Annotated in this window: 20 protein-coding genes and 1 pseudogene; 17 read left to right on the top strand and 4 right to left on the bottom strand. The window is 64.4% G+C overall.

Features of this window, described 5'->3' with window-relative positions; genetic code table 11:
• Nucleotides 1-840, bottom strand: a pseudogene (locus Q7T45_RS28985) (thymidine phosphorylase); the annotation flags it as partial.
• A 285-nt stretch (nt 841-1,125) separates the two neighbouring features.
• Here Q7T45_RS28985 and Q7T45_RS28980 point away from each other — a divergent pair.
• From Q7T45_RS28980 to Q7T45_RS29100, 3 genes are all read left to right on the top strand, one after another.
• Entirely contained in the window at nt 1,126-2,721 is a 1,596-nt protein-coding gene (locus tag Q7T45_RS28980) for a porin (RefSeq protein ID WP_304875617.1), read from the top strand.
• A gap of 256 nt (nt 2,722-2,977) precedes the next feature.
• Entirely contained in the window at nt 2,978-4,201 is a 1,224-nt protein-coding gene (locus Q7T45_RS28975; protein ID WP_370691384.1) for a porin, read from the top strand.
• The gene (locus Q7T45_RS29100; RefSeq protein WP_370691385.1) at nt 4,101-4,544 is read left to right on the top strand and encodes a porin; all 444 of its coding nucleotides are present in this window, start codon (nt 4,101-4,103) and stop codon (nt 4,542-4,544) included. The genes Q7T45_RS28975 and Q7T45_RS29100 overlap by 101 nt, the downstream gene beginning before the upstream one ends.
• A gap of 58 nt (nt 4,545-4,602) precedes the next feature.
• Here the strand turns inward: Q7T45_RS29100 and Q7T45_RS28970 are convergent, their stop codons facing one another.
• Nucleotides 4,603-4,773: a hypothetical protein gene (locus Q7T45_RS28970; RefSeq protein ID WP_304875616.1), complete on the bottom strand. Its 171-nt coding sequence runs from the start codon at nt 4,771-4,773 to the stop codon at nt 4,603-4,605.
• 217 nt (nt 4,774-4,990) lie between these two features.
• Between Q7T45_RS28970 and Q7T45_RS28965 the strand changes: the two genes are divergently transcribed.
• Nucleotides 4,991-5,155, top strand: coding sequence for a Flp family type IVb pilin (locus Q7T45_RS28965; protein ID WP_304875615.1), 165 nt, complete (start codon nt 4,991-4,993; stop codon nt 5,153-5,155).
• A 34-nt stretch (nt 5,156-5,189) separates the two neighbouring features.
• On the opposite strand, the gene Q7T45_RS28960 is transcribed toward Q7T45_RS28965, so the two are convergent.
• A complete protein-coding gene (locus tag Q7T45_RS28960; RefSeq protein ID WP_304875613.1) occupies nt 5,190-5,426 on the bottom strand; it encodes a hypothetical protein in 237 nt (78 codons plus the stop codon).
• A gap of 73 nt (nt 5,427-5,499) precedes the next feature.
• Nucleotides 5,500-6,486, bottom strand: a complete 987-nt coding sequence (locus Q7T45_RS28955) for a Ku protein (RefSeq protein ID WP_304875612.1) — start codon at nt 6,484-6,486, stop codon at nt 5,500-5,502.
• 284 nt (nt 6,487-6,770) lie between these two features.
• Between Q7T45_RS28955 and Q7T45_RS28950 the strand changes: the two genes are divergently transcribed.
• The 13 genes from Q7T45_RS28950 to Q7T45_RS28890 all read left to right on the top strand — a co-directional run.
• A complete protein-coding gene (locus Q7T45_RS28950) occupies nt 6,771-6,923 on the top strand; it encodes a hypothetical protein (protein WP_304875610.1) in 153 nt (50 codons plus the stop codon).
• Nucleotides 6,924-7,067: 144 nt separating this feature from the next.
• A complete protein-coding gene (locus Q7T45_RS28945; RefSeq protein WP_304875609.1) occupies nt 7,068-7,433 on the top strand; it encodes a hypothetical protein in 366 nt (121 codons plus the stop codon).
• A gap of 314 nt (nt 7,434-7,747) precedes the next feature.
• Entirely contained in the window at nt 7,748-8,419 is a 672-nt protein-coding gene (locus tag Q7T45_RS28940) for a response regulator transcription factor (protein ID WP_304875607.1), read from the top strand.
• A gap of 118 nt (nt 8,420-8,537) precedes the next feature.
• Nucleotides 8,538-9,911: a sensor histidine kinase gene (locus tag Q7T45_RS28935; protein WP_304875605.1), complete on the top strand. Its 1,374-nt coding sequence runs from the start codon at nt 8,538-8,540 to the stop codon at nt 9,909-9,911.
• A 162-nt stretch (nt 9,912-10,073) separates the two neighbouring features.
• Complete coding sequence (locus Q7T45_RS28930) at nt 10,074-11,474, top strand: hypothetical protein (RefSeq protein ID WP_304875603.1); 1,401 nt, start codon at nt 10,074-10,076, stop codon at nt 11,472-11,474.
• A gap of 101 nt (nt 11,475-11,575) precedes the next feature.
• Nucleotides 11,576-11,845, top strand: coding sequence for a hypothetical protein (locus Q7T45_RS28925; RefSeq protein ID WP_304875601.1), 270 nt, complete (start codon nt 11,576-11,578; stop codon nt 11,843-11,845).
• A 150-nt stretch (nt 11,846-11,995) separates the two neighbouring features.
• Entirely contained in the window at nt 11,996-13,120 is a 1,125-nt protein-coding gene (gene ccmI / locus Q7T45_RS28920; protein WP_304875600.1) for a c-type cytochrome biogenesis protein CcmI, read from the top strand.
• Nucleotides 13,121-13,169: 49 nt separating this feature from the next.
• A complete protein-coding gene (ccmE, locus tag Q7T45_RS28915; RefSeq protein ID WP_304875599.1) occupies nt 13,170-13,688 on the top strand; it encodes a cytochrome c maturation protein CcmE in 519 nt (172 codons plus the stop codon).
• Complete coding sequence (locus Q7T45_RS28910; protein WP_304875597.1) at nt 13,685-15,667, top strand: heme lyase CcmF/NrfE family subunit; 1,983 nt, start codon at nt 13,685-13,687, stop codon at nt 15,665-15,667. Before ccmE ends, Q7T45_RS28910 begins: the two co-directional genes overlap by 4 nt.
• Nucleotides 15,668-15,671: 4 nt before the next feature.
• The gene (locus Q7T45_RS28905; RefSeq protein ID WP_304875595.1) at nt 15,672-16,172 is read left to right on the top strand and encodes a cytochrome c-type biogenesis protein; all 501 of its coding nucleotides are present in this window, start codon (nt 15,672-15,674) and stop codon (nt 16,170-16,172) included.
• 152 nt (nt 16,173-16,324) lie between these two features.
• Entirely contained in the window at nt 16,325-17,668 is a 1,344-nt protein-coding gene (locus tag Q7T45_RS28900) for a methyl-accepting chemotaxis protein (protein ID WP_304875594.1), read from the top strand.
• Nucleotides 17,669-17,895: 227 nt separating this feature from the next.
• Entirely contained in the window at nt 17,896-19,500 is a 1,605-nt protein-coding gene (locus tag Q7T45_RS28895; protein ID WP_304875592.1) for a Do family serine endopeptidase, read from the top strand.
• Nucleotides 19,501-19,776: 276 nt separating this feature from the next.
• The coding region (locus Q7T45_RS28890) for a response regulator transcription factor (protein WP_304875590.1) at nt 19,777-20,324 on the top strand (548 nt) is incomplete at its 3' end.

Here is a 20,324-nt window from a genome sequence, read left to right as displayed (position 1 = left end):
CGACATGATCGAGGCGACCATCTGCTCGCGGGTATCGAGGCTGAGCGGCCGCTCCACCGAAATCAGGATATCGTCGGCCGGCGACAGGTTGACATGGCCCCCCCAGATCAGACAGCCATTGCATGCCTCAACGATGGCCTTCATCTCATCGACGCCGACATTGACCCGCGCCAGTACTTCCATCGTGTCCGCGGTGCCCGCCGGGGAGGTAATGGCGCGCGACGACGTCTTGGGAATGGTGAGGCCGTGCGCCGCCACGATCGGCACCACGATCATGGAAGTCCGGTTGCCGGGAATTCCGCCGATGCAATGCTTGTCGACCACGATCGGATTGGGCCATTTCAGCTGCGTTCCGGCCTGCGCCATCGCACCGGTGAGGGCGATCAGTTCATCGCTCGTCATGAAGCTGGCGGATGAGATCAGGAACGCGGCAATCTCCATGTCGGAGTAGCGGTAGTGAGTCAGATCGTTGATGACGGCGGTTATTTCCGCAGCGCTCAGGGTCCGGCCCCGGATCTTCGCCCGCACGGCTTCGAGGCTTTCAGGCGGCGCAGCGGGGGTGACCGCCACCAGGCTGCCGACAGGTTCGGCGAAACGCCGGAACGCCGGTTCGGAAAGGCCGATTTCATCGGGGCCGACCAGGGCATCGTCGTCGGTGATCAGCAGGGTGGCCAGCAATACCCGCGAGTTCCGGCGCAGTTCGACCCGGCTGAATCCACGGAAAATCTCCGGGCGCAGCGCCTTCGACTGCCGCGAAATGACGACGACGTTCTCGCGTCCTGTGTCCAGATTGACGCTTCGAATCTTCAGGGGCGGACGGGAGTTATCGACGGAGTTCATTTGCCATGGCCGGCCGGAGGACACATCTGAACCACATAGGTCCGGTTGAGTGAAAACGATTGACCCAAATCATGTTTGTGATCGAGCGTAGCTCGCCAGTACAGAATATTCTTGCTGTCTGACCCGCCTTGCGAAGATCAAACCCGTATTTTGCCGGACGTGGCGCAAAGAACACAGCAACTGGCCAAATGCCGGCTGCTCACGGCCTTGTTATCGCCGGTAAGGGTTTTTGGGTTAGTTACCCCTGACACATGCATCTGCATGAATGCGAATCAGGGGACTTCCATGGCGACCAAGAACCTCATCCTCGGCTCGGCGGCGGCGCTGATGCTCGTCAGCGGCGCGCAGGCGGCCGACCTTCCGGTCAAGGCCAAGGCGGTCGAGTATGTCAGGATCTGCTCGCTCTACGGCGCCGGTTTCTTCTACATCCCAGGCACCGATACCTGCATCAAGCTCGGGGGCTATCTGCGTGCCGACGTCACCTTCAACGGCGGGGCGCACGGTGCGCCGGCCTGGAACGGCGACCTCGGCCAGCAGAACCGCTTCCGCGATTACTTCGTTGGCCGCTCGCGCATGGCGCTGACGGTCGATACCCGCACCGCGACCGAATACGGCGTGGTCCGCACCTTCGGCCAGGGCGATTTCCAGTTCCAGAATTTCGGCAACACCAACCCGGCGGGTTCGGTCGGCACCCAAACGACGGGCCTCAGCAGCGCCTTGCTTTCCACCGCCGGCGGCGGCTACGTCGCGGTAGAGTATCTCTTCATCCAGTTCGCCGGCTTTACCTTCGGAAAGTCTTCGTCGGCCTACTCGACGCCGTGGAATGGTTTCCCGGGCAACATCAATGCGAACCTGATGGGCGGCAACAACACCGATACCGGCGTCAACAACATCCAGTACACCGCGCAATTCGGCAACGGCGTGTCCGCCAGCATCGGTCTCGATGATCCGACGGTCTGGAACCGCACCGCGGTCTACAATCTGAGCATCCCCGGCGCGATCGGCGCCAACGGCACCGGATCGAGTGCCTATGCGGGCGCGCGCGTGCCCGACATCGTCGGCAACATCCGCGTCGACCAGGCCTGGGGCGTGTTGCAGCTCTCGGCCGCGGCGCATGAGGTCAGTGGCTCCTACAACACGCTGGCGGCCGGCGCGGCGCCGAACAACCTCTCCGAGATCAGCGGTCACCCCGACGGCAAGTGGGGCGGTTCAGTGATGGCGGCCGTGCAGATCAAGAACATCCCGACTGGTGCAGGCGACGACATCAAGTTCGATGTCTCCTATGCCAAGGGCCACACCAAGAACGTGATCGCAACCTCCGGCGCCTCGCCGAGTTTCGCGATGTTCGGCAACAGCGGCTTCGGCTACCAGAGCGTTGGCTTCGGCGCGACCACGGACGGCGTCTATTTCCCCGGCGCGGCGGGTACCGGCGGCATCCAGCTGACCACGGCCTGGGGCGTCCGCGGTGCCTTCAATCACAACTGGAATCCCAACTGGTCGAGCAGCCTGTTTGGCAGCTACTCCAGTGTGCGATACGACGGCGGCGCCAACGACAACATCAACGGGCTCGGCACCACCACGGCCAAGGGCGCCTATTGCGCCGCCTTCGCTGCGAGCCATCCGGGTCAGGCAGCCGTCGGAAACCAGGCCGGCAACTACAGCTGCAATCCCGACTTCAACGTCGCGCAACTCGGCGTCACGACTCGCTGGGTCCCGGTCAAGAACCTGACCTTCTCGGCCGAAGTGCAGCTGTTCCACCTCGATCAGAAGATGTCGGGCAGTTCGGTGTTTACCGCGACCGCTCCGAAGCCGACTGCGCTGTACGAGTTCAAGGACCAGAATACGGTTCTGCTGCAGCTGCGCGCCCAGCGCAATTTCTGATCGACACCACGTTCGATCGAAATCGCGACGGACAAGTATCTTTGATGACATGAAATGAATGCGCCAACAGTTTTGTTGGCGCATTTTTTCGTGACTGACGGCTCGCGCGTCAGTGCGTTGCACAAAGAACACAGGCGTCCCCAAAACCGGGCCGCGCCACCCCACTGTCATTCTCCCTGATGAACTCTGCGCTACTCGCTCGCATGCATCGACATCATGCAATGCAGGCCCGCAGGTCACACCGGAGAAAACAAGAATGACTATGTACCGAAAACTCATCCTCGGCTCGGCGGCGAGCTTTCTCGCCATGGGCGCAGCCCAGGCCGCCGATCTTCCGGTCAAGGCCAAGGCGGTCGAGTATGTCCGGATCTGCTCGCTTTACGGCGCCGGCTTCTTCTACATCCCCGGCACCGATACCTGCATCAAGCTCGGGGGCTATCTGCGTGTCGACACCACCTTCAACGGTGGCGCGCACGGCGCCCCGGCCTGGAGCGGCGATCTCGGCCAGCAGAACCGTTTTCGCGATCAATTCGTTTCCCGCTCGCGCATGGCGCTGGCGATCGATACCCGCACCGCCACCGAATACGGGGTCGTCCGCACCTTCGGCCAGGGTGACTTCCAGTTCAACAACTTCGGAAGCAGCAATCCGGCGGGTTCGGTTGGTTCCCAGACTTCGGGCCTCAGCAGCTCCCTGCTTTCCACAGCGGGCGGCGGCTACGTCGCGGTCGAGTTTCTTTTCATCCAGTTCGCCGGCTTCACCTTCGGCAAATCGGCCTCCGCCTACGCGACCCCGTGGCAGGGAACTCCGGGCAACATCGATTCGAACCTGCTCGGCGGTCATGTGACCGATACCGGCGTCAACAACATCCAGTACGAGGCGCAGTTCGGCAACGGCGTGTCCGGCACCGTTGGCCTCGATGATCCGACGGTGTGGAACCGCACGGCCGTTTACAATCTGGGCATCCCCAGCGCGATCGGCGCCAACGGAACGGGATCGAGTGCCTATGGCGGCGCGGTTGCCCCCGACATCGTCGGCCGAATCCGCATCGATCAGGCGTGGGGCCTGTTCCAGCTCTCGGGCAGGGCTCATCTCGTGAACGCTTCCTACAACAATCTGTCGGCCAGCGCTGCGCCGAACAATCTTTCCGAAATCAGCGGTCACCCCGACAGCAAGTGGGGCGGTTCGGTGATGGCGGCGTTGCAGATCAAGAACATCCCGACCGGCAAGGGTGACGACATCAAGATCGACGTCAGCTACGCCAAGGGCAGCACCAAGCAAGTGATCGCGACCTCCGGCACCTCGCCGAGCTTCGCGATGTTCAGCGACAGCAGCTTCGGCTACCAGAGCGTCGGCTTCGGTGCGACCACCGACGCCGTCTATCTTCCCGGCGCTGCCGGGACCGGCGGTCTCGTTCAACCACAACTGGGATTCGTACTGGTCGACCAGCCTGTTCGGAAGCTACTCCGCCGTCCGCTATGATGGTGGCGCCAACGACAACATCAACGGGATCGGAACCAGCTCTGCCAAGGGGGCCTATTGCGCCGCCTTCGCTGCAAGCCATGGTGGCCAGGCAGCGGTCGGAAACCAGACCGGAAACTACACCTGCAATCCGGACTTCAACGTCTCTCAGCTCGGCGCGGTCACCCGCTGGACCCCCGTCAAGAACCTGACGTTCTCGGCGGAAGTCATGTGGTTCCATCTCGATCAGAAGATGTCGGGCAGCTCGGTCTTCACCGCCTCTGCGCCGAAGCCGAACGCGCTCTACGAGTTCAAGGACCAGGATACGTTCCTGCTGCAGGTTCGCGCCCAGCGTAATTTCTGATCGCGAGCGTCCTGGGTTCAGTCTTGTGAAGTGAGGCGAGGTGGGGCGAGAAGCAGAATCAGCTTCTCGTCCCACGTCGCCGTTTCAGCACGGTTGCCACCAGCGCGAGGAAATACTCCCTGACGACGTGACTGGACGTCGCCAGCGACTCGACCGCGCGTTGCTCCGCGACCCGGTCGTGCACGATGCCGATATAGTTCTTTCTGACGTCTGGCTGCTGGGTTGGCATTCTGCTCACTCCACGGCGGGACCATGTGAGGCAGGCCCGAAATCAAACGTAAATTTTTGCTCCCGTATGAATACCGCCAGGGGCATCCGGCAAATGTCGCGTTCGGCCTTAACGGTTCGTTCAGCGTCTTCGTCAATCGACCGTCAACCAATCCAACCTAGGTTCAGCCGCATATTGGCGCGGGAGCAACCCGCGGCGCGTCGACAGGAGTTTCTGGATGCGACGGCATTTTTCAAAATTCTTGAGTGACCAGTCCGGCGCGACCGCCATCGAATATTGCCTGATCGCGACCGGGATCGCCTTCGTGATCATCGCCGCCGTCAACGGCATCGGCACCAGCCTCAGCGGCACCTTCACCACGGTGAATTCATCGCTGAAGTAGCCGCGGAGATGCCGCAGCGGAATTGAGCCCGGCGTCACGTGCCTTCGCTGTCCCCGTTCAGGGCCCGCAACATCCCGATCCGCGCGAACATCAGCCAGCCGCCGCCGATCTCGGCGGCATTGATCAGGTTCTCCACCGCAATCTGCCAGCGCTCCTGCTGCTGAACGTCGTTCGGCAACTTCATGACATGGTCGGCGGCGTGCTGCAGCGTGGTCAGCCTGGCGCCGCCGCGCAAGCGTATCGGCTCATCGAACGGAGTCGACCACGGCATCTCAGGCGAGCGGCTGCTGCAATGTTGCCATCTCGCCGCGATCTCGAATGATCACGCGCCGCGGCGAACGCATCTAGCCCGCCTTCTTGGACCGGACCGGCGCGCGCGCCGGCTTCTCGGCTTTCTTCAGATCCTGCTTCAGATCCTGCTTCGGCTCCTGCCTGGCCGCGCGCTTGCCGCTGCCTGAGATCGGCAGCAGCATCTCGCGCTGGCCGGCGGCGGCCTTGCGCGGCTTCTTGGCCTTGCCCTTGGCCGTGGCTTTGGCGGCGGCAGGGGCGGACTGCTTTTCGCTGGCGAGGCTGCGCTTCAGCGCGTCCATCAGGTTGATGACGTTGCCGCCCGATTTCGGCGCGGCCTTCGCGATCGGCAAGCCGTTGCGTTTTTGATTGATCAGCTCGATCAGCGCGGATTCGTAGCGGTCCTCGAACTGGTCGGGTTCGAACGAGCCCGATTTCTGTTCGACGATATGCCTGGCCAGATCCAGCATGTCCTTGGTGATCTTCACATTCTGGATGTCTTCGAAATATTCCTTCTCGCTGCGCACCTCATAGGGATAGCGCAGCAGGGTGCCCATCAGGCCCTTGTCGAGCGGCTCCAGCGCGATGATGTGTTCGCGGTTGGTCAGCACCACGCGGCCGATCGCAACCTTGTTCATGCTGCGGATGGTCTCGCGGATCACAGCGAAGGCGTCATGGCCGACCTTGCCGTCGGGCACGAGATAATAGGGTCGGATCAGATAGCGGTTGTCGATGTCCGTCTTCGGAACGAACTCGTCGATCTCGATGGTTCGGGTCGACTCCAGCGCGATGTCCTCGAGTTCGTCCTTCGACACCTCGACATAGGTGTCGGTGTCGACCTTGAAGCCCTTCATGATGTCTTCGGCGGCGACTTCCTCGCCGGTGTCGGCATCGACCTTGGCATATTTGATGCGGTGGCCGGTCTTGCGGTTGATCTGGTTGAAGGAGACCTTCTCGGTATCCGACGTCGCCGGATACAGCGCGACCGGGCAGGTCACGAGCGAAAGGCGCAGGAAGCCTTTCCAGTTGGCGCGGGGGGCCATGGGATACTCCAAAACGCAACAAATGACCGATGAGAATACCACCGGGGAACCCGGTTTCAAAGCGGATGGGGCGGGGAATCTCCTAACGGCGTTAACCGTGGCGGAGCGGGATGGTTGCATGGCTGGCGCGCGGCGGTCCGCGCCTGACACGTGGTGCGGCGTTCTGGCACCGCAGGTCCTGAAACCCGGAACATCGTCCGGCATCAGGCGTTGCTTTCGCGACGTCACGCCGCAACGACTTGCAATAACGACTTGCAGTTTTTTCGCGACCCAGGAGGGCAGCCATGGCAACGAGAGATCACGACCAGATCGTGGAAACCGCGAGGGAAGCCCGCGGGGCCGAGCCGGGGCCGTCGGTGCTTGCCCTGCTCACGGTCTCGACCGGACTCGCGGTGCTGATCCTCGGCGTGATCTGGTTCGTGTTCTTCCGCACCTGAGCGCAGCTCAGTGCTGACTGACGGTACGCCTGTTATTGCGAGACCTCCGGTGCCTGGCGCAAAAGTGGCCCGGCAGCCGTGGGGCCACCGGGCAGTCGGGGAGGAAACGCCCAACGTGGGCCTCGGACAGCGATGCGGCAGCCAATGGACACCACAGAGGGTCGCGCGTCGCCGAATTCAGTGCGTCGAAAGCCACCCCATCCAGATGCCGAAGCCATCGCAGATGACCGCGAGAGTGAGCAGGGCGAACAGCAGCGTCCAGCCGCTGAAATCGTGATAGGTTCATCGGAAGATACCGTCTGCGGCCTGGCGTGCGCGGCATCGGCAAGCTCGCGAGCGAACGCCTTGCCGCTGTTGCCTGTCCCTGACGTGAGTTCATCCGAGGAGGCGGGAGCGCAATACTCTCAGTCACCAGCAATCGCCAAAGGGCCTCTTGGTGATGCCGCCAGCCTGACTCCGAACGTGGCCGAGTCGCTGGTCAATAGCGCTCGCTTTGGTGAATTATCTTGACGCATGCTGCGATGGCGTGATGTCGGGAAATTTGCTCCCGGGAGCGCTGCCTCCGGCCGCGGACCGGATCCGGATGACTGCAAGCCGAAGCTGCCGGCGGCCTGTTTGGGCTTTCGACTCGGCAAGTTAGGCGGTTAGATCGGCGCTGGGGGCTGTGCAAGAGGCCGGCGCCGGTGCCGGCCCGGTCCGGCTGTCGACGCGGTTGTGACAAAAAAGTAATGATGCGAATCGATGGCTGTTCATCCGGCATTCACGCCGCGACGCCTCATCTGGATGGCGGCGATTGTGCCGGGACATATTGAGGGAATGCCAGCTTGCGCCTGCTCGTCGTTGAAGACGATCCGGATCTCAACCGTCAGCTGACGACGGCGTTGAGCGATGCCGGCTATGTGGTCGACCGCGCTTTCGACGGCGAGGAGGGGCACTTCCTCGGTGACAGCGAACCCTATGACGCCGTCGTGCTCGACATCGGGCTGCCGAAAATGGACGGCATCTCGGTGCTGGAGGCGTGGCGCCGCAACGGCCGTATCATGCCGGTCCTGATCCTCACCGCGCGCGACCGCTGGAGCGACAAGGTGCAGGGTTTTGATGCCGGCGCCGACGACTACGTGGCAAAACCGTTTCATCTCGAGGAAGTGCTGGCCCGGATTCGCGCGTTGCTGCGCCGTTCCACCGGCCACGCCCAGTCCGAGCTCGTCTGCGGACCGGTGTCGCTGGACACCCGGACCGGCCGGGTCAGCGTATCCGGCAACCCGGTCAAGATGACCTCGCATGAATACCGCCTGCTGGCCTATCTGATGCACCATACCGGGCGCGTGGTATCGCGCACCGAACTGGTCGAGCATCTCTACGATCAGGATTTCGACCGCGACTCCAATACCATCGAAGTGTTCGTCGGCCGCATCCGCAAGAAGCTGGACGTCGATATCATCCAGACGGTGCGGGGGCTCGGCTATCTCCTGACGCCGCCCTCGCCGGGCGGCTGATCAAAGGTGTTGATCGGCCGGCCGGCTTGCGCTCTGGTTCGGGCATGATCCTGTTCGAAAACCGGCATCCATCGATCGGATCGTGGTCCCTGAATATGCGTTTCGGGATGACGATCTGATGCGCGGCAACTCGCTCGCCACCCGGCTGTTCCTGTCGGCGACCGCCTGGGTGGTGGTGATCCTGCTCCTCACCGGCATCGTGCTGTCGTCGGTCTACCGCAACGCGACCGAGCGCGCGTTCGACCGCCGTCTCAATCTCTATCTGCGCACCATCATCGCGGAAGTGGCGACGCCGGATAACACGCCCGATCAGTTCCAGTCGCTCGGCGAGCCGCTGTTCGAACTGCCTCTGTCCGGCTGGTATTGGCAGATCACGCGCGCCGACGGCGGCAAGCCCGAGCTGCGCGCGTCGCGCTCGCTGTGGGACAAGAAGCTGCCGAAGCTCGAAGAGCAGGGCGCTGACCTGACCGCGGCCGGCGTCCGCCTCGGCTATGTCGATGGCCCCGAGGGCCAGCTGTTGCGGATGGTGGAACGGCCGGTCGACCTCGGCATCGACGGCAAGTTCCTGGCCAGCGTGGCCGGCGATGCCTCGGAGATTTTCGACGAAACCCGCAGCTTCGATTACTATCTCGGCGGCACCTTCGCGGCGTTGTCGATCGTGCTGGTGCTGACCACCATCTTCCAGGTCCGTTTCGGGCTCGCGCCGCTGAAGCGCATTTCGGAATCGATCGCCGATATCCGCTCCGGCCGCGCCGAGCGGCTCGAGGGCGAGTTCCCGGTCGAGATCGCGCCGCTGGCGCGGGAGACCAACGCGCTGATCGACGCCAACCGGGAAATCGTCGAGCGCGCCCGCACCCATGTCGGCAATCTCGCGCATGCCATCAAGACGCCGCTGTCGGTCATCGTCAACGAAGCTTCCGCACGGGGCGGGGATCCGTTCGCGGCCAAGGTGCTGGAGCAGGCCGACATCATGCGCGACCAGGTCGCGCACCATCTGGAGCGCGCCCGCATCGCCGCGCGGCTCACCGTGATCGGCACCGTCACCGAGGTGGCGCCCGCGATCGAGGCATTGCGCCGGACCATGGAGAAGATCCACCGGGATCGCGGCCTCGCCATCGGCGTCAAGGCCGACGCGAGCGCGAAGTTTCGCGGCGAGCGCCAGGACCTCGAGGAGATGGCCGGCAATCTCGTCGACAACGCCTGCAAATGGGCGGCGACGCGGGTCTTCATCGAAGTGCTGGTGGAACCGGCGGCGGAGCCGGGCGCCGGGCCGATGCTTCGCATCATCGTCGACGACGACGGGCGGGGCCTGTCGGCGCCGGAGCGGGCGCAGGCCTCGCGCCGGGGCCAGCGGCTCGACGAATCCAAGCCGGGTTCGGGGCTGGGGCTGTCGATCGTGGTCGACCTCGCGGCCCTGTACGGCGGCAGCCTTACCCTCGGCAATGCGCCGATCGGGGGATTGCGGGCGGAACTGTTGCTGCCGGGGGTATAAAGCCTCGTCCGAGGAAGCCAAAATGCCGCTTTGGCAAGAGTTTGGGGGTCCCGGAATACCCACCAATTCATCTTCCTAAACGGCTTCTTAACGTCGGGGCTCTTATGATGACCGGTGGACGCTTAGTGCCGTCCGAGCGAAACACGCATCCATACCGGGCGCATGAGCCAGACATCGATCGAGCGGCTGAGGGACTATCTCGCGCAGCTTCCGCCACAGGCGCAGGCGCTGCTGATGCGGGAGTTCGAACGCGCCATCGAACGGGGTGAAGACACCACGGTTGCCACCTTCGTGCTCGAACAACTGCGCAAGGTGGTGCGCGGAACCGACGAGGAGGCGCGGCCGCGGATCGACGATCCGGCCCGCCTGCTGTTCCGTCCGCTCGAGCCATTTCTGGTCGAAGGGAATTCTCCGGTACGGCCGGGTCAAGTCCGCCGCGCCTCGCTGTTGCCGGTGTGGAATTGGTTGACCCGCGACGGCGCGCCCGATTCCGCGCGGGAATTCGAAGCGGCGCTGGCCCGCGTGCGGGAAGCCGGAGCGGCGTCCGATCTCGAGGTCGCGGTCCGCAAGTTCCAACATGCGGCGGCGGCTGCGATCGTCAAGATTGCCACGCCGGTGCCCAACGGCGACCACCACCGCGCGCTGGCCCGGGTCGGTTCACCCAATGTGATCGAGGACATGCTGCCGATCGGCTCGGTCCTGCAGAACCGCGAAGCGCTGGATACTCTCAGTGGCCGGCTCCCCAGTTTGCTGCGGATATTCAATGATTCGCAGGTCGCCTCGATAGGGTCGGCCCTCAACGTTCCGTCGCTGCAAACCCCGCAATTGCTGCCGTTCGCGCTATCGCTGGTGATGCCGCGGCTGCCGGCGCCGTGGCAGATCATCCGCCTGGCCATCAAGATGGCTGCCTCCGACGATGAGATCCGCGTTGCCGCGACGCCTTACGGCGTTGCCGTCACCATCGCGCTGCACGATCTGTCCTTCCTCGCGGCCAGTCTGCGCACCGATATCAAGCGCGGCCATTTCGACACCGTTGCGGATCAACTCAAGACCCTCCACGACGGTGTGCGCGGCTTGCGGACCGAGCTCGATCTGCGCAACGATTCCACCTGGGGCAGGCAGCTGACGTCGATCCGGGCCGATATTTCCAACGCCTTGCAATCGGAAATCGACAGCGTGCCGGGCCGGGTCCGGCGCCTGCTGCGTCAACGCGCCGACAAGGATATTCCCGCCGGCGCCAAGATCGACTCCGCTGATGTCGATGAAACCGCGGCCTTGATCGATTTCGTCGCGGTGTGTCGCACCTATGCCAGCGAACTCGCGATCAACGAGGTCACGCTGCGGACCTATTCCGATCTGCAGCAATACGTCGAGAAGTCCACGGAGTCGCTGGTGCAATCGCTGCGCGGCGGCGACGCCAAGACGCGCGGCTTCCGGCAGATGCAGGTCAAGGCGGCGATCCGCTTCTGCGAGGTATTGTTCGGCCAGGACTATGCATCGCTGATGAGCAGGGCGGCTGAAAACGCGCAGACCGTCGAACGCAAGCCGTCGCGCGCTAGTTAAACGGATGGTGAAATTATAGGTTGTAATTTTGATTGACTGAATCCGGCGCGGGACCTACACCTTTGCTGTGCCCCGCTCATCAAGTCATTGAATTTTGAAATATGAACTCAGTCATTAATTACGTTGGACTCGAAAATCGCATCGTCACCGCAACGTATCGAAACCTGATGATCGGCGCCAAGGTGGTCCTGGTCGACAAGGCCAGCGATCAGCAATTGCCCGATCCGGTCACGACGATCGCATCACCGGTCCCCGCCGGCTCGCTCAGGATCAGGCTGCCGGCCACGGTCAAGCCGGGGGACTATTATCTGAAGGCGCTGAACGGGCACGGCGCCTCGGTCGCGCTAAGCGTCGAGTTTTACGTGAGCTGACAGCCGTTTTTCTGGGGTTTTCCGCGGGTTTCCGGGGTTTTCCCGCAACGCCGGCCAATTGATAATTGTCAATTGCCGGGGTCGCCGCCCGTGGTGTAAAGCGGCGCATCGGTGCCTTGACTGTGGTGCCGTTTCACCGGAACTTGGCTGATGACGCTGTGGTTTGTGTTCGCGCTGATGACGGTCGCGGCGATCTTCGCCGTGCTCTGGCCGTTAAGCCGGGGCGTGCGGCCGCAAAGTGAAGGCAGCGAGGCCGCCGTCTACAAGGACCAGCTCGGCGAGATCGACCGCGACCTCGCCAGCGGACTGATCGGTTCCTCCGAAGCTGAAGCCGCGCGCGTCGAGATCAGCCGCCGGCTGCTCGCCGCAAGGGACAGTCAGGACGGTCCGCCGGTCGCGTCGAGCGCCAAACTGCGCCGATCCGCGGCCATCCTGGCCCTGGTTGGGCTTCCGATCATGGCGCTGGCAATCTACCTCCCGCTGGGATCGCCCCGGCTCGGCGATTTTCCGCTGGCCCAGCGCGCCCGCGCGCCCGATGCCGCCCAGCCGTTTGAAAATATGGTGGCGCAGGTCGAGGCGCATCTGGAGAAGAATCCGACCGATGGCCGGGGCTGGAACGTGCTGGCGCCGGTTCTGGCGCGGCTCGGCCGCTTCGAGGAAGCGGCCCGCGCCTATCGCAATTCGATCACCTACAATGGCGACAGTTCCGAGCGCCGGTCCGACCTCGGCGAAGCGCTGGCCGCCGCGGCGGGCGGCGTGGTCACCGCGGAGGCGAAGGCCGAATTCGAACGCGCCGTCGCTCTGAACGCCGACGAGGTCAAGGCGAGCTACTTCCTCGGGCTGGCCGCCGAGCAGGACGGGCGCGGCAGCGAGGCCGCCTCGATCTGGCGCGCCATGCTGGCCAAGGCGCCACCGGATGCGCCGTGGCGTCCGCTGGTGCAGGCCGCCCTGGCGCGGGTCGGCGGAGCGCCGGTCCCGCCGCCCGGAGCACCGGCTCCGGTGCTGTCCAATGAGGCGATGGCCGCGGCAAAGGACATGAGCGAGGCCGACCGCGGCGACATGATCCGTGGCATGGTCGAGCGACTCGCCACCCGACTGAAACAAAATGGCGACGATGTCGAAGGATGGCTGCGGCTGGTGCGGGCCTATATGGTGATGGGCGATCGCGACAAGGCGAGATCCGCGCTCGGCGACGCCCGTCAGGCGGTCGCCAATGACGCGGCGCGGCTGCGGCAACTGAATGAGGGTCTGAAGAATCTCGGGCTCGACGGATGAGCATGATGATGCGCGGGGTTAACATCATGCGAGGAACCAGAGGTAAGGCATGACGCGCAAGCAGCGGCGTTTGACAATGATCGGCGGCTCGCTCGCGGTGCTCGCCATCGCGGCGGCCCTCGTGCTGAACGCGATGCGCGATTCGATCGTGTTCTTCTCGACGCCGACGATGCTGGCCGAAAAGCCGGTTGCCGCCGGCAAGCGTTTCCGGCTCGGCGGCCTGGTGCAGCCGGGATCGCTGGTCCGCGGCGACAATCTTGCGGTCACATTCCAGGTTGCCGACGGCAGCAACACGCTGCCGGTCGCCTTCAAGGGGATTCTGCCCGATCTGTTCCGCGAAGGGCAGGGTGTGGTCGCCGAAGGCGCCCTCGATGCGGCAGGCGTGTTCAAGGCCGACACCGTGCTGGCCAAGCATGACGAGACCTACATGCCCAAGGAAGTCGCGGACGCGCTGAAGAAGCAGGGACACTGGAAAGACGATTACGGCGCGAAGAAGCCGGATTACAGCGCCACACCCGCTGCCGCCGCGCAGGGCCCATCGCCTGCGAAACAAGGGGTTTCCCAGTGATCGCGGAATCAGGACATTACGCCCTGGTGCTGGCGCTGGCGCTGGCGCTGATCCAGTCCACCGTGCCGATCCTCGGCGCGCGCTGGCGCGATCCTGCGCTGATGAATGTCGCGCGCGCCACCGCGCTGGCGCAGCTGTTGTTCGTCGCGGCGTCGTTCGCGGCACTGGCCGCGTTGTACATCACGTCCGATTTCTCCGTCGTCAACGTGTACGAGAACTCGCATTCGACCAAGCCGCTGCTCTACAAGATCACCGGCGTATGGGGCAATCATGAAGGCTCCATGCTGCTGTGGGTGTCGATCCTGGCGCTGTTCGGCGGCCTGGTCGCCGCCTTCGGCAACAACCTGCCGCTGTCGCTGCGCGCCTATGTGCTGGCGGTGCAGGGCTGGATCGCCAGCGCGTTCTATCTGTTCATCCTGATCACCTCGAACCCGTTCCTGCGTATCGCCAGCCCGCCGATCGAGGGCCGCGATCTCAACCCGGTGCTGCAGGACATCGGCCTCGCGGTGCATCCGCCGATGCTCTATCTCGGCTATGTCGGCTTCTCGATCTCGTTTGCATTCGCGGTCGCAGCACTGCTCGAAGGCCGCATCGACGCGGCCTGGGCGCGCTGGGTGCGGCCGTGGACGCTGGTGGCGTGGATCTTCCTCACGCTCGGCATCGCGATGGGCTCGTACTGGGCCTATTACGAGCTCGGCTGGGGCGGCTGGTGGTTCTGGGATCCGGTCGAGAACGCCTCATTGATGCCGTGGCTGGCCGGCACCGCGCTCTTGCATTCCGCTGTCGTGATGGAGAAGCGCAACGCGCTGAAGGTCTGGACCATCCTGCTGTCGATCCTGACCTTCTCGCTGTCGCTGCTCGGCACCTTCCTGGTGCGCTCCGGCGTGCTGACGTCGGTGCATGCGTTCGCGACCGATCCGACGCGGGGTGTGTTCATCCTGCTGATCCTGTGCATCTTCATCGGCGGCAGCCTGTCGCTCTATGCCTGGCGGGCGTCGGCGCTGAAGCAGGGCGGGCTGTTCGCGCCGATCTCGCGTGAAGGCGCGCTGGTGCTCAACAACCTGTTCCTCACCGCGGCGTGCGCAACCGTGTTCATCGGAACGCTGTATCCGCTGGCGCTGGAAGTCCTGACCGGCGACAAGATTTCGGTCGGCGCGCCGTTCTTCAACCTGACCTTCGGGCCGCTGTTCCTGCCCTTGATGATCGCGGTGCCGTTCGGGCCGCTGCTGGCGTGGAAGCGCGGCGATCTGCTGGGTGCGGCGCAGCGCCTGACCGCTGCCGGGATCGCGGCATTGCTCGCGGTCGCCATGCTGTGGGCGTGGACGCGCGGCGGCAATGCCTTCGCGCCGCTCGCCATCGGGCTCGCCGTCTTTGTGATCGCGGGTGCGTTGACCGACCTCACCGAGCGCACCGGCCTGTTCCGGGTGCCGTTCGCCACCGCGACGCGGCGCGCGCGGGGGCTGCCGCGCGCGACCTGGGGCTCGGCGTTCGCCCATGCCGGCGTCGGCGTCGCCCTGATCGGGATCGTCTGCGAAACCACGTGGAACAGCGAGTATATCGGATCGATGCGGCCCGACGACGTCGCGAAGATCGCCGGCTATGAACTGAAGCTCGGCGATGTGACGCAGCGGAAGGGACCGAATTTCAGCGAAATGCTGGCGCGCTTCGCCGTCAGTCACGACGGCGAGCGACTCGGCGACATGACGCCGTCGAAGCGCAATTTTTCCGCGCGATCATCCTCGACCACCGAGGCCGCGTTGCTGACGCGCGGCGCCAGCCAGCTCTATGTCTCGCTGGGCGAGACCACTGCCGACGGCGCGATCGCGGTGCGCATCTATCACAAGCCGCTGGTGCTGCTGATCTGGTGGGGTCCCATACTGATGGCGCTCGGCGGCGTGCTGTCGTTGTCGGACCGCAGGCTGCGGGTCGGGGCGCCGAAGCCCGCGAAGTCCCTGCGCGGCCTGCAGGCGGCGGAGTGATCGATTGAAACAATTCCGCGCTTTCCTGCTGGCCATCGCCATGATCGCGGGATCGCAGCCGGCCCATGCCGTGCAGCCCGACGAGGTCATGTCCGATCCGGCCAGGGAATCCCGCGCACGGGAGCTGTCGCGCGAGCTGCGCTGCATGGTGTGCCAGAACCAGTCGATCGACGATTCCGACGCGCCGCTGGCGCGCGATCTGCGCCTGTTGGTGCGGGAGCGGATCGCGTCCGGCGACAGCGACGCCCAGGTGATCGATTTCCTGGTGGCGCGCTACGGCGAATTCGTGCTGCTGAAACCGAGGTTCAACTCCCGCACGCTGCTGCTGTGGCTGTTGCCGCCGCTGGCGCTGGCCGGCGGCGGGCTGGCGCTGTGGGCCAATATGCGGCGGCGCTCCGGGTCAGGCGCCCGGGAAGACGACTCGCTGCTCAAGCTGACGGCGGACGAGGAAGCTCGGGTTGAGGCGCTGATGTCGGACAACAGGCCGCCGGAGAAACCGGTCTAGGTATTGTTACGGATTCTTTCTCACTCATGCGAACGAATTGCAGTTTCGCCGCGCCGGCTCGGCCGGCCGCAAGGTCAAACTTCATGCAATTTTGACCTTTGTCTGAATACTTCACTGGGCAAGTCAAATACCTCTCCTGCCCGGGCACGCCCATGTTCTCCAACAGCAATTTGACCATCCGCTTCCTGATCGGGGCCGTCGTGGCGGCCCTGTTGCTGTTGCTGGCCGTCGGCGGAGGCACGGGATTTGTCGCCGTCCTCTACCTCAACAATGAAATCACGAGTCTATCCGCCGAGTTCGGCGCACTGAGCGGCCCGAGCCGCGAACATGCGCTGCAGATCTATCAGCAGGCCCAGGCGGCGTTTTCATACTTCCTGATGGCGTGCGTTGCCATTGCGGTGTTTGCCTCCGTCGTTTGCCTGACGACCTACTTTGCGGTTCGAAACGGCATCATGGGACCGCTGGCCGCTATCGTGCACGCGATGCGGCAGGTCGCAGACCAGAAATACGAAACCCCGATCCCGGGACTGGGGCGTGCCAACGAAATCGGCCTGCTGGCAGGTGCACTCGAGGTCTTCAAGACGACGGGTATCGAGCGCCAGCGTCTGACGGAGCACGAGTTGCAGCAAGCCCAGCGTCAGGGCGAGCGTTCCCGTTATCTCGACGAGAAGATCGGGGCCTTCAACGGCCTCGTCGCCAATGTCGTCAGCAGCGTCGCTTCTTCCGCGGTCCGGCTGAAGAGCAATGCGGAAACGCTGTCGCAGGCCGCCAACGAAACCAGCGCCAAGGCCAGCGCGGTTGCCAGCGCCGCGAGCCAGGCCAGCACCAGCGTACAGACCGTAGCCGGTTCGGCGGAGGAGATGACGACGTCCATCGGCACCATCAGCCGGCGCGTTACCGACGCCACGCAGCGGGCGGAGGGGGCGGCGGCACAAGCCCGCAAGAGCGGCGACACCATTCATGCGTTGTCGGAGGCCGCCGAAAAGATCGGGGCTGTCGTGCAACTGGTCCAGGCGATCGCGTCCCAGACCAATCTGCTGGCGCTCAACGCCACGATCGAGGCGGCGCGGGCGGGCGAGGCCGGCAAGGGCTTCGCGGTGGTCGCTTCCGAGGTGAAGAATCTCGCCCACCAGACCAGCAAGGCGACCGACGAAATCTCCACCCAGGTCGCGAGCATTCAGGGCATCACGGGTGAGACGCGCGAAGCGATGGAAGACATCTCGAACACGATCGCCGAAATCAGCGCGATCATGTCCGGCATCGAGGTTGATACGGAGCAACAGCGAAACGCGACGCTGGAGATTTCGAGGAGTGTCAAGGACGCTGCCCGCGGCACGCTGGACGTCTCAAATCATATCGCGCAGATCACCTCGACGTCGTCCGAGACCGGGCGCATGGCAAGCGACGCGCGGGATTCGGCGGTCGATCTTTCGCAGCAAGCCGAAACCCTGAAGCGGGAAGTCGACGGCTTCATCATGAGCGTCAGGGCGATCTGAAGGGTCGGACCGGCGCGGTCCGGCTGAAGGTGGGCGAATCCGCGGAACTGGCATCTGCTCTGCGGCTAACCCCTTGTCTGTCCTGCGATATTCCGCCGCAGCGATGTTTCGCTTTATTACAAAAGTTTAATTCCCCCGCCAGCGCGCGGTAAGGCTGAGATCCCCATCTTCAGACCCGTAAGGTGCTCGCCCCCGCACCGTCGAAACAGGCTCTGGAGATTTCCTACATGACCGAACGTCCCACCGATTTCTCGTCGCTTCCGTCGTTTCGCGCGCCGCGCCGCCAGCTGTTTTCCGCCCGCAAATTTGCGCTGATGGCCTCGGTCGTGGCCGGCCTCGGCGTCGCCGTTTACGGCTTCAGCCCGTCGCATGGCCCGGTCGATGTCTTCACCAGTTCCGCGCATGCGCAGGTCAGCACCGAAGTCCGCAAGGTCGAGAAGCCGATCGGCTTTGCCGACATCGTCGAGCGCGTGAAGCCGTCGGTGATTTCGGTCAAGGTCAATATCGCCGAGAAGACCGCCTCCAAGGACGACAGCTCCGGCAGCAACGAGGATTCGCCGTTCCAGCCGGGCTCGCCGATGGAGCGCTTCTTCAAGCGCTTCGGCGGACCCGACGGCTTGCCCCCGGGCCTGCGCGGCGGCCCCGGCGGTCCCCGTGGCGGCCGTGGCCCGGTGTCGGGTCAGGGTTCGGGCTTCTTCATCTCGGCTGACGGTTTCGCCGTGACCAACAACCACGTGGTCGACGGCGCCGACAAGGTCGAAGTCACCATGGACGACGGCAAGACCTTCACCGCCAAGGTGATCGGCACCGATCAGCGCACCGACCTCGCGCTGATCAAGGTCGACGGCCGCACCGACTTCCCGTTCGCCAAGCTTTCCGCCGGCAAGCCGCGGATCGGTGACTGGGTGCTGGCGGTCGGCAATCCCTTCGGCCTCGGCGGCTCGGTGACGGCCGGTATCGTTTCGGCCAGCGGCCGCGACATCGGCAGCGGCCCGTATGACGATTTCATCCAGATCGACGCGCCCGTGAACAAGGGTAACTCCGGTGGCCCGGCCTTCAACACCGACGGCGAGGTGATGGGCGTCAACACCGCGATCTATTCGCCCTCCGGCGGCAGCGTCGGCATCGCGTTCTCGATCCCGGCATCGACGGTCAGAAGCGTGATTGCGCAGCTCCAGTCGAAGGGCTCGGTCAGCCGCGGCTGGATCGGCGTCCAGATCCAGCCGGTGACGGCTGATATCGCCGACAGCCTTGGCCTCAAAAAGGCCGAAGGCGCGCTGGTGGCGGAACCGCAGGCCAGCGGTCCGGCGGCGAAGGCCGGCATCCAGTCCGGCGACGTGATCACGGCGGTCAATGGCGAGCCGGTCAAGGATGCCCGTGAGCTCGCCCGCACCATCGGCGCCCTGGCGCCCGGCGATGCGGTGAAGCTGAACGTGCTGCAGAAGGGTCAGGACAAGGTCATCAACCTCACGCTCGGCCAGTTGCCGAATACGGTGGAAGCCAAGGTCGACACCGACAAGGACAAGGGCAGCGCGACCAAGGGCACCGACGAGCCGAGGCTCGGCCTGACGCTCGCGCCGGCCAACAGCGTTGCCGGCGCCGGCAAGGACGGCGTCGTCGTGACCGAGGTGGTTCCGAAGAGTGCGGCGGCAGAGCGCGGCTTCAAGGAAGGCGACGTGATTCTCGAAGTCGCCGGCAAGAGCGTCACCAATGCCGGAGACGTGCGCGAAGCCATCAACGCCGCGCGCTCCGACAACAAGAACAGCGTTTTGATGCGGGTCAAGACCGGTGGATCGTCGCGCTTCGTCGCGGTGCCGCTGGCGAAAGGCTGAGTATCAATCGCTCTACCAGATGGAAGGTGTCGACGGCATTAGTCGCCCCCGCCGACGGCGCTTTCCGGGGGGCGGGCCTTAAAATCCGCTCCCACCAGTTCCCTTGCGGCGGAATACGCCCCCCTCCGTCGCAAGGGTCAAAAGGGCGGTGAAGTCCCCCAGCTTCACCGCCCGCTTTTTCGCTTAACCGCGAGGCGACGGGTCGCCTTGCATGAGGATGCCGGCCGCGCCATGGTGACAGAGAGCTCAATTTCCTTGACCGCGACCGATCGCCATATGCGCCTTTTGATCATCGAAGACGACCGCGAGTCCGCCGACTATCTGGTCAAGGCGTTTCGCGAAGTCGGCCACATCGCCGATCTCGCCGGCGACGGCGAGGAAGGCCTGTCGCTGGCCGAATCCGGCGACTACGACGTGCTGGTGGTCGACCGCATGCTGCCCAAGCGCGACGGCCTGTCGGTGATCGGCAGCCTGCGCGAAAAGGGCAATCGCACGCCGGTGCTGATTCTCTCGGCGCTCGGGCAGGTCGACGACCGGATCAAGGGGCTGCGCGCCGGCGGCGACGACTATCTGCCGAAGCCCTATGCCTTCGCCGAGCTGCTGGCGCGGGTCGAGGTGCTGTCGCGCCGCCATGGCGGTCCGGCCGAGGAAACCACCTACCGCGTCGGCGACCTCGAACTCGACCGGCTGTCGCACCGGGTGGCGCGCGGCAAGGACGAATTGACGCTGCAGCCGCGCGAGTTCCGGCTGCTGGAATATCTGATGAAGCATGCCGGGCAGGTGGTGACGCGAACCATGCTGCTGGAGAACGTCTGGGACTATCA

The sequence above is a fragment of the Bradyrhizobium sp. genome, from assembly GCF_030646015.1.
Classification (GTDB): Bacteria; Pseudomonadota; Alphaproteobacteria; order Rhizobiales; family Xanthobacteraceae; genus Bradyrhizobium.
The sequence above is the reverse complement of the archived record's forward strand: the minus strand, read 5'-3'. Positions and strand labels throughout refer to the sequence as shown.

What these genes read in the sequence shown, in the direction of transcription:
- Q7T45_RS28925 (WP_304875601.1), top strand. Translation starts at nt 11,576, where the DNA reads ATGAACTCAGTCATTAATTACGTTGGACTCGAAAATCGCATCGTCACC.
- Q7T45_RS28965 (WP_304875615.1), top strand. Translation starts at nt 4,991, where the DNA reads ATGCGACGGCATTTTTCAAAATTCTTGAGTGACCAGTCCGGCGCGACC.
- Q7T45_RS28895 (WP_304875592.1), top strand. Translation starts at nt 17,896, where the DNA reads ATGACCGAACGTCCCACCGATTTCTCGTCGCTTCCGTCGTTTCGCGCG.
- ccmE (WP_304875599.1), top strand. Translation starts at nt 13,170, where the DNA reads ATGACGCGCAAGCAGCGGCGTTTGACAATGATCGGCGGCTCGCTCGCG.
- ccmI (WP_304875600.1), top strand. Translation starts at nt 11,996, where the DNA reads ATGACGCTGTGGTTTGTGTTCGCGCTGATGACGGTCGCGGCGATCTTC.
- Q7T45_RS28935 (WP_304875605.1), top strand. Translation starts at nt 8,538, where the DNA reads ATGCGCGGCAACTCGCTCGCCACCCGGCTGTTCCTGTCGGCGACCGCC.
- Q7T45_RS28930 (WP_304875603.1), top strand. Translation starts at nt 10,074, where the DNA reads ATGAGCCAGACATCGATCGAGCGGCTGAGGGACTATCTCGCGCAGCTT.
- Q7T45_RS28980 (WP_304875617.1), top strand. Translation starts at nt 1,126, where the DNA reads ATGGCGACCAAGAACCTCATCCTCGGCTCGGCGGCGGCGCTGATGCTC.
- Q7T45_RS28900 (WP_304875594.1), top strand. Translation starts at nt 16,325, where the DNA reads ATGTTCTCCAACAGCAATTTGACCATCCGCTTCCTGATCGGGGCCGTC.
- Q7T45_RS28975 (WP_370691384.1), top strand. Translation starts at nt 2,978, where the DNA reads ATGACTATGTACCGAAAACTCATCCTCGGCTCGGCGGCGAGCTTTCTC.
- Q7T45_RS28945 (WP_304875609.1), top strand. Translation starts at nt 7,068, where the DNA reads ATGGACACCACAGAGGGTCGCGCGTCGCCGAATTCAGTGCGTCGAAAG.
- Q7T45_RS28970 (WP_304875616.1), bottom strand. Translation starts at nt 4,773, where the DNA reads ATGCCAACCCAGCAGCCAGACGTCAGAAAGAACTATATCGGCATCGTG.
- Q7T45_RS28960 (WP_304875613.1), bottom strand. Translation starts at nt 5,426, where the DNA reads ATGCCGTGGTCGACTCCGTTCGATGAGCCGATACGCTTGCGCGGCGGC.
- Q7T45_RS28955 (WP_304875612.1), bottom strand. Translation starts at nt 6,486, where the DNA reads ATGGCCCCCCGCGCCAACTGGAAAGGCTTCCTGCGCCTTTCGCTCGTG.
- Q7T45_RS28950 (WP_304875610.1), top strand. Translation starts at nt 6,771, where the DNA reads ATGGCAACGAGAGATCACGACCAGATCGTGGAAACCGCGAGGGAAGCC.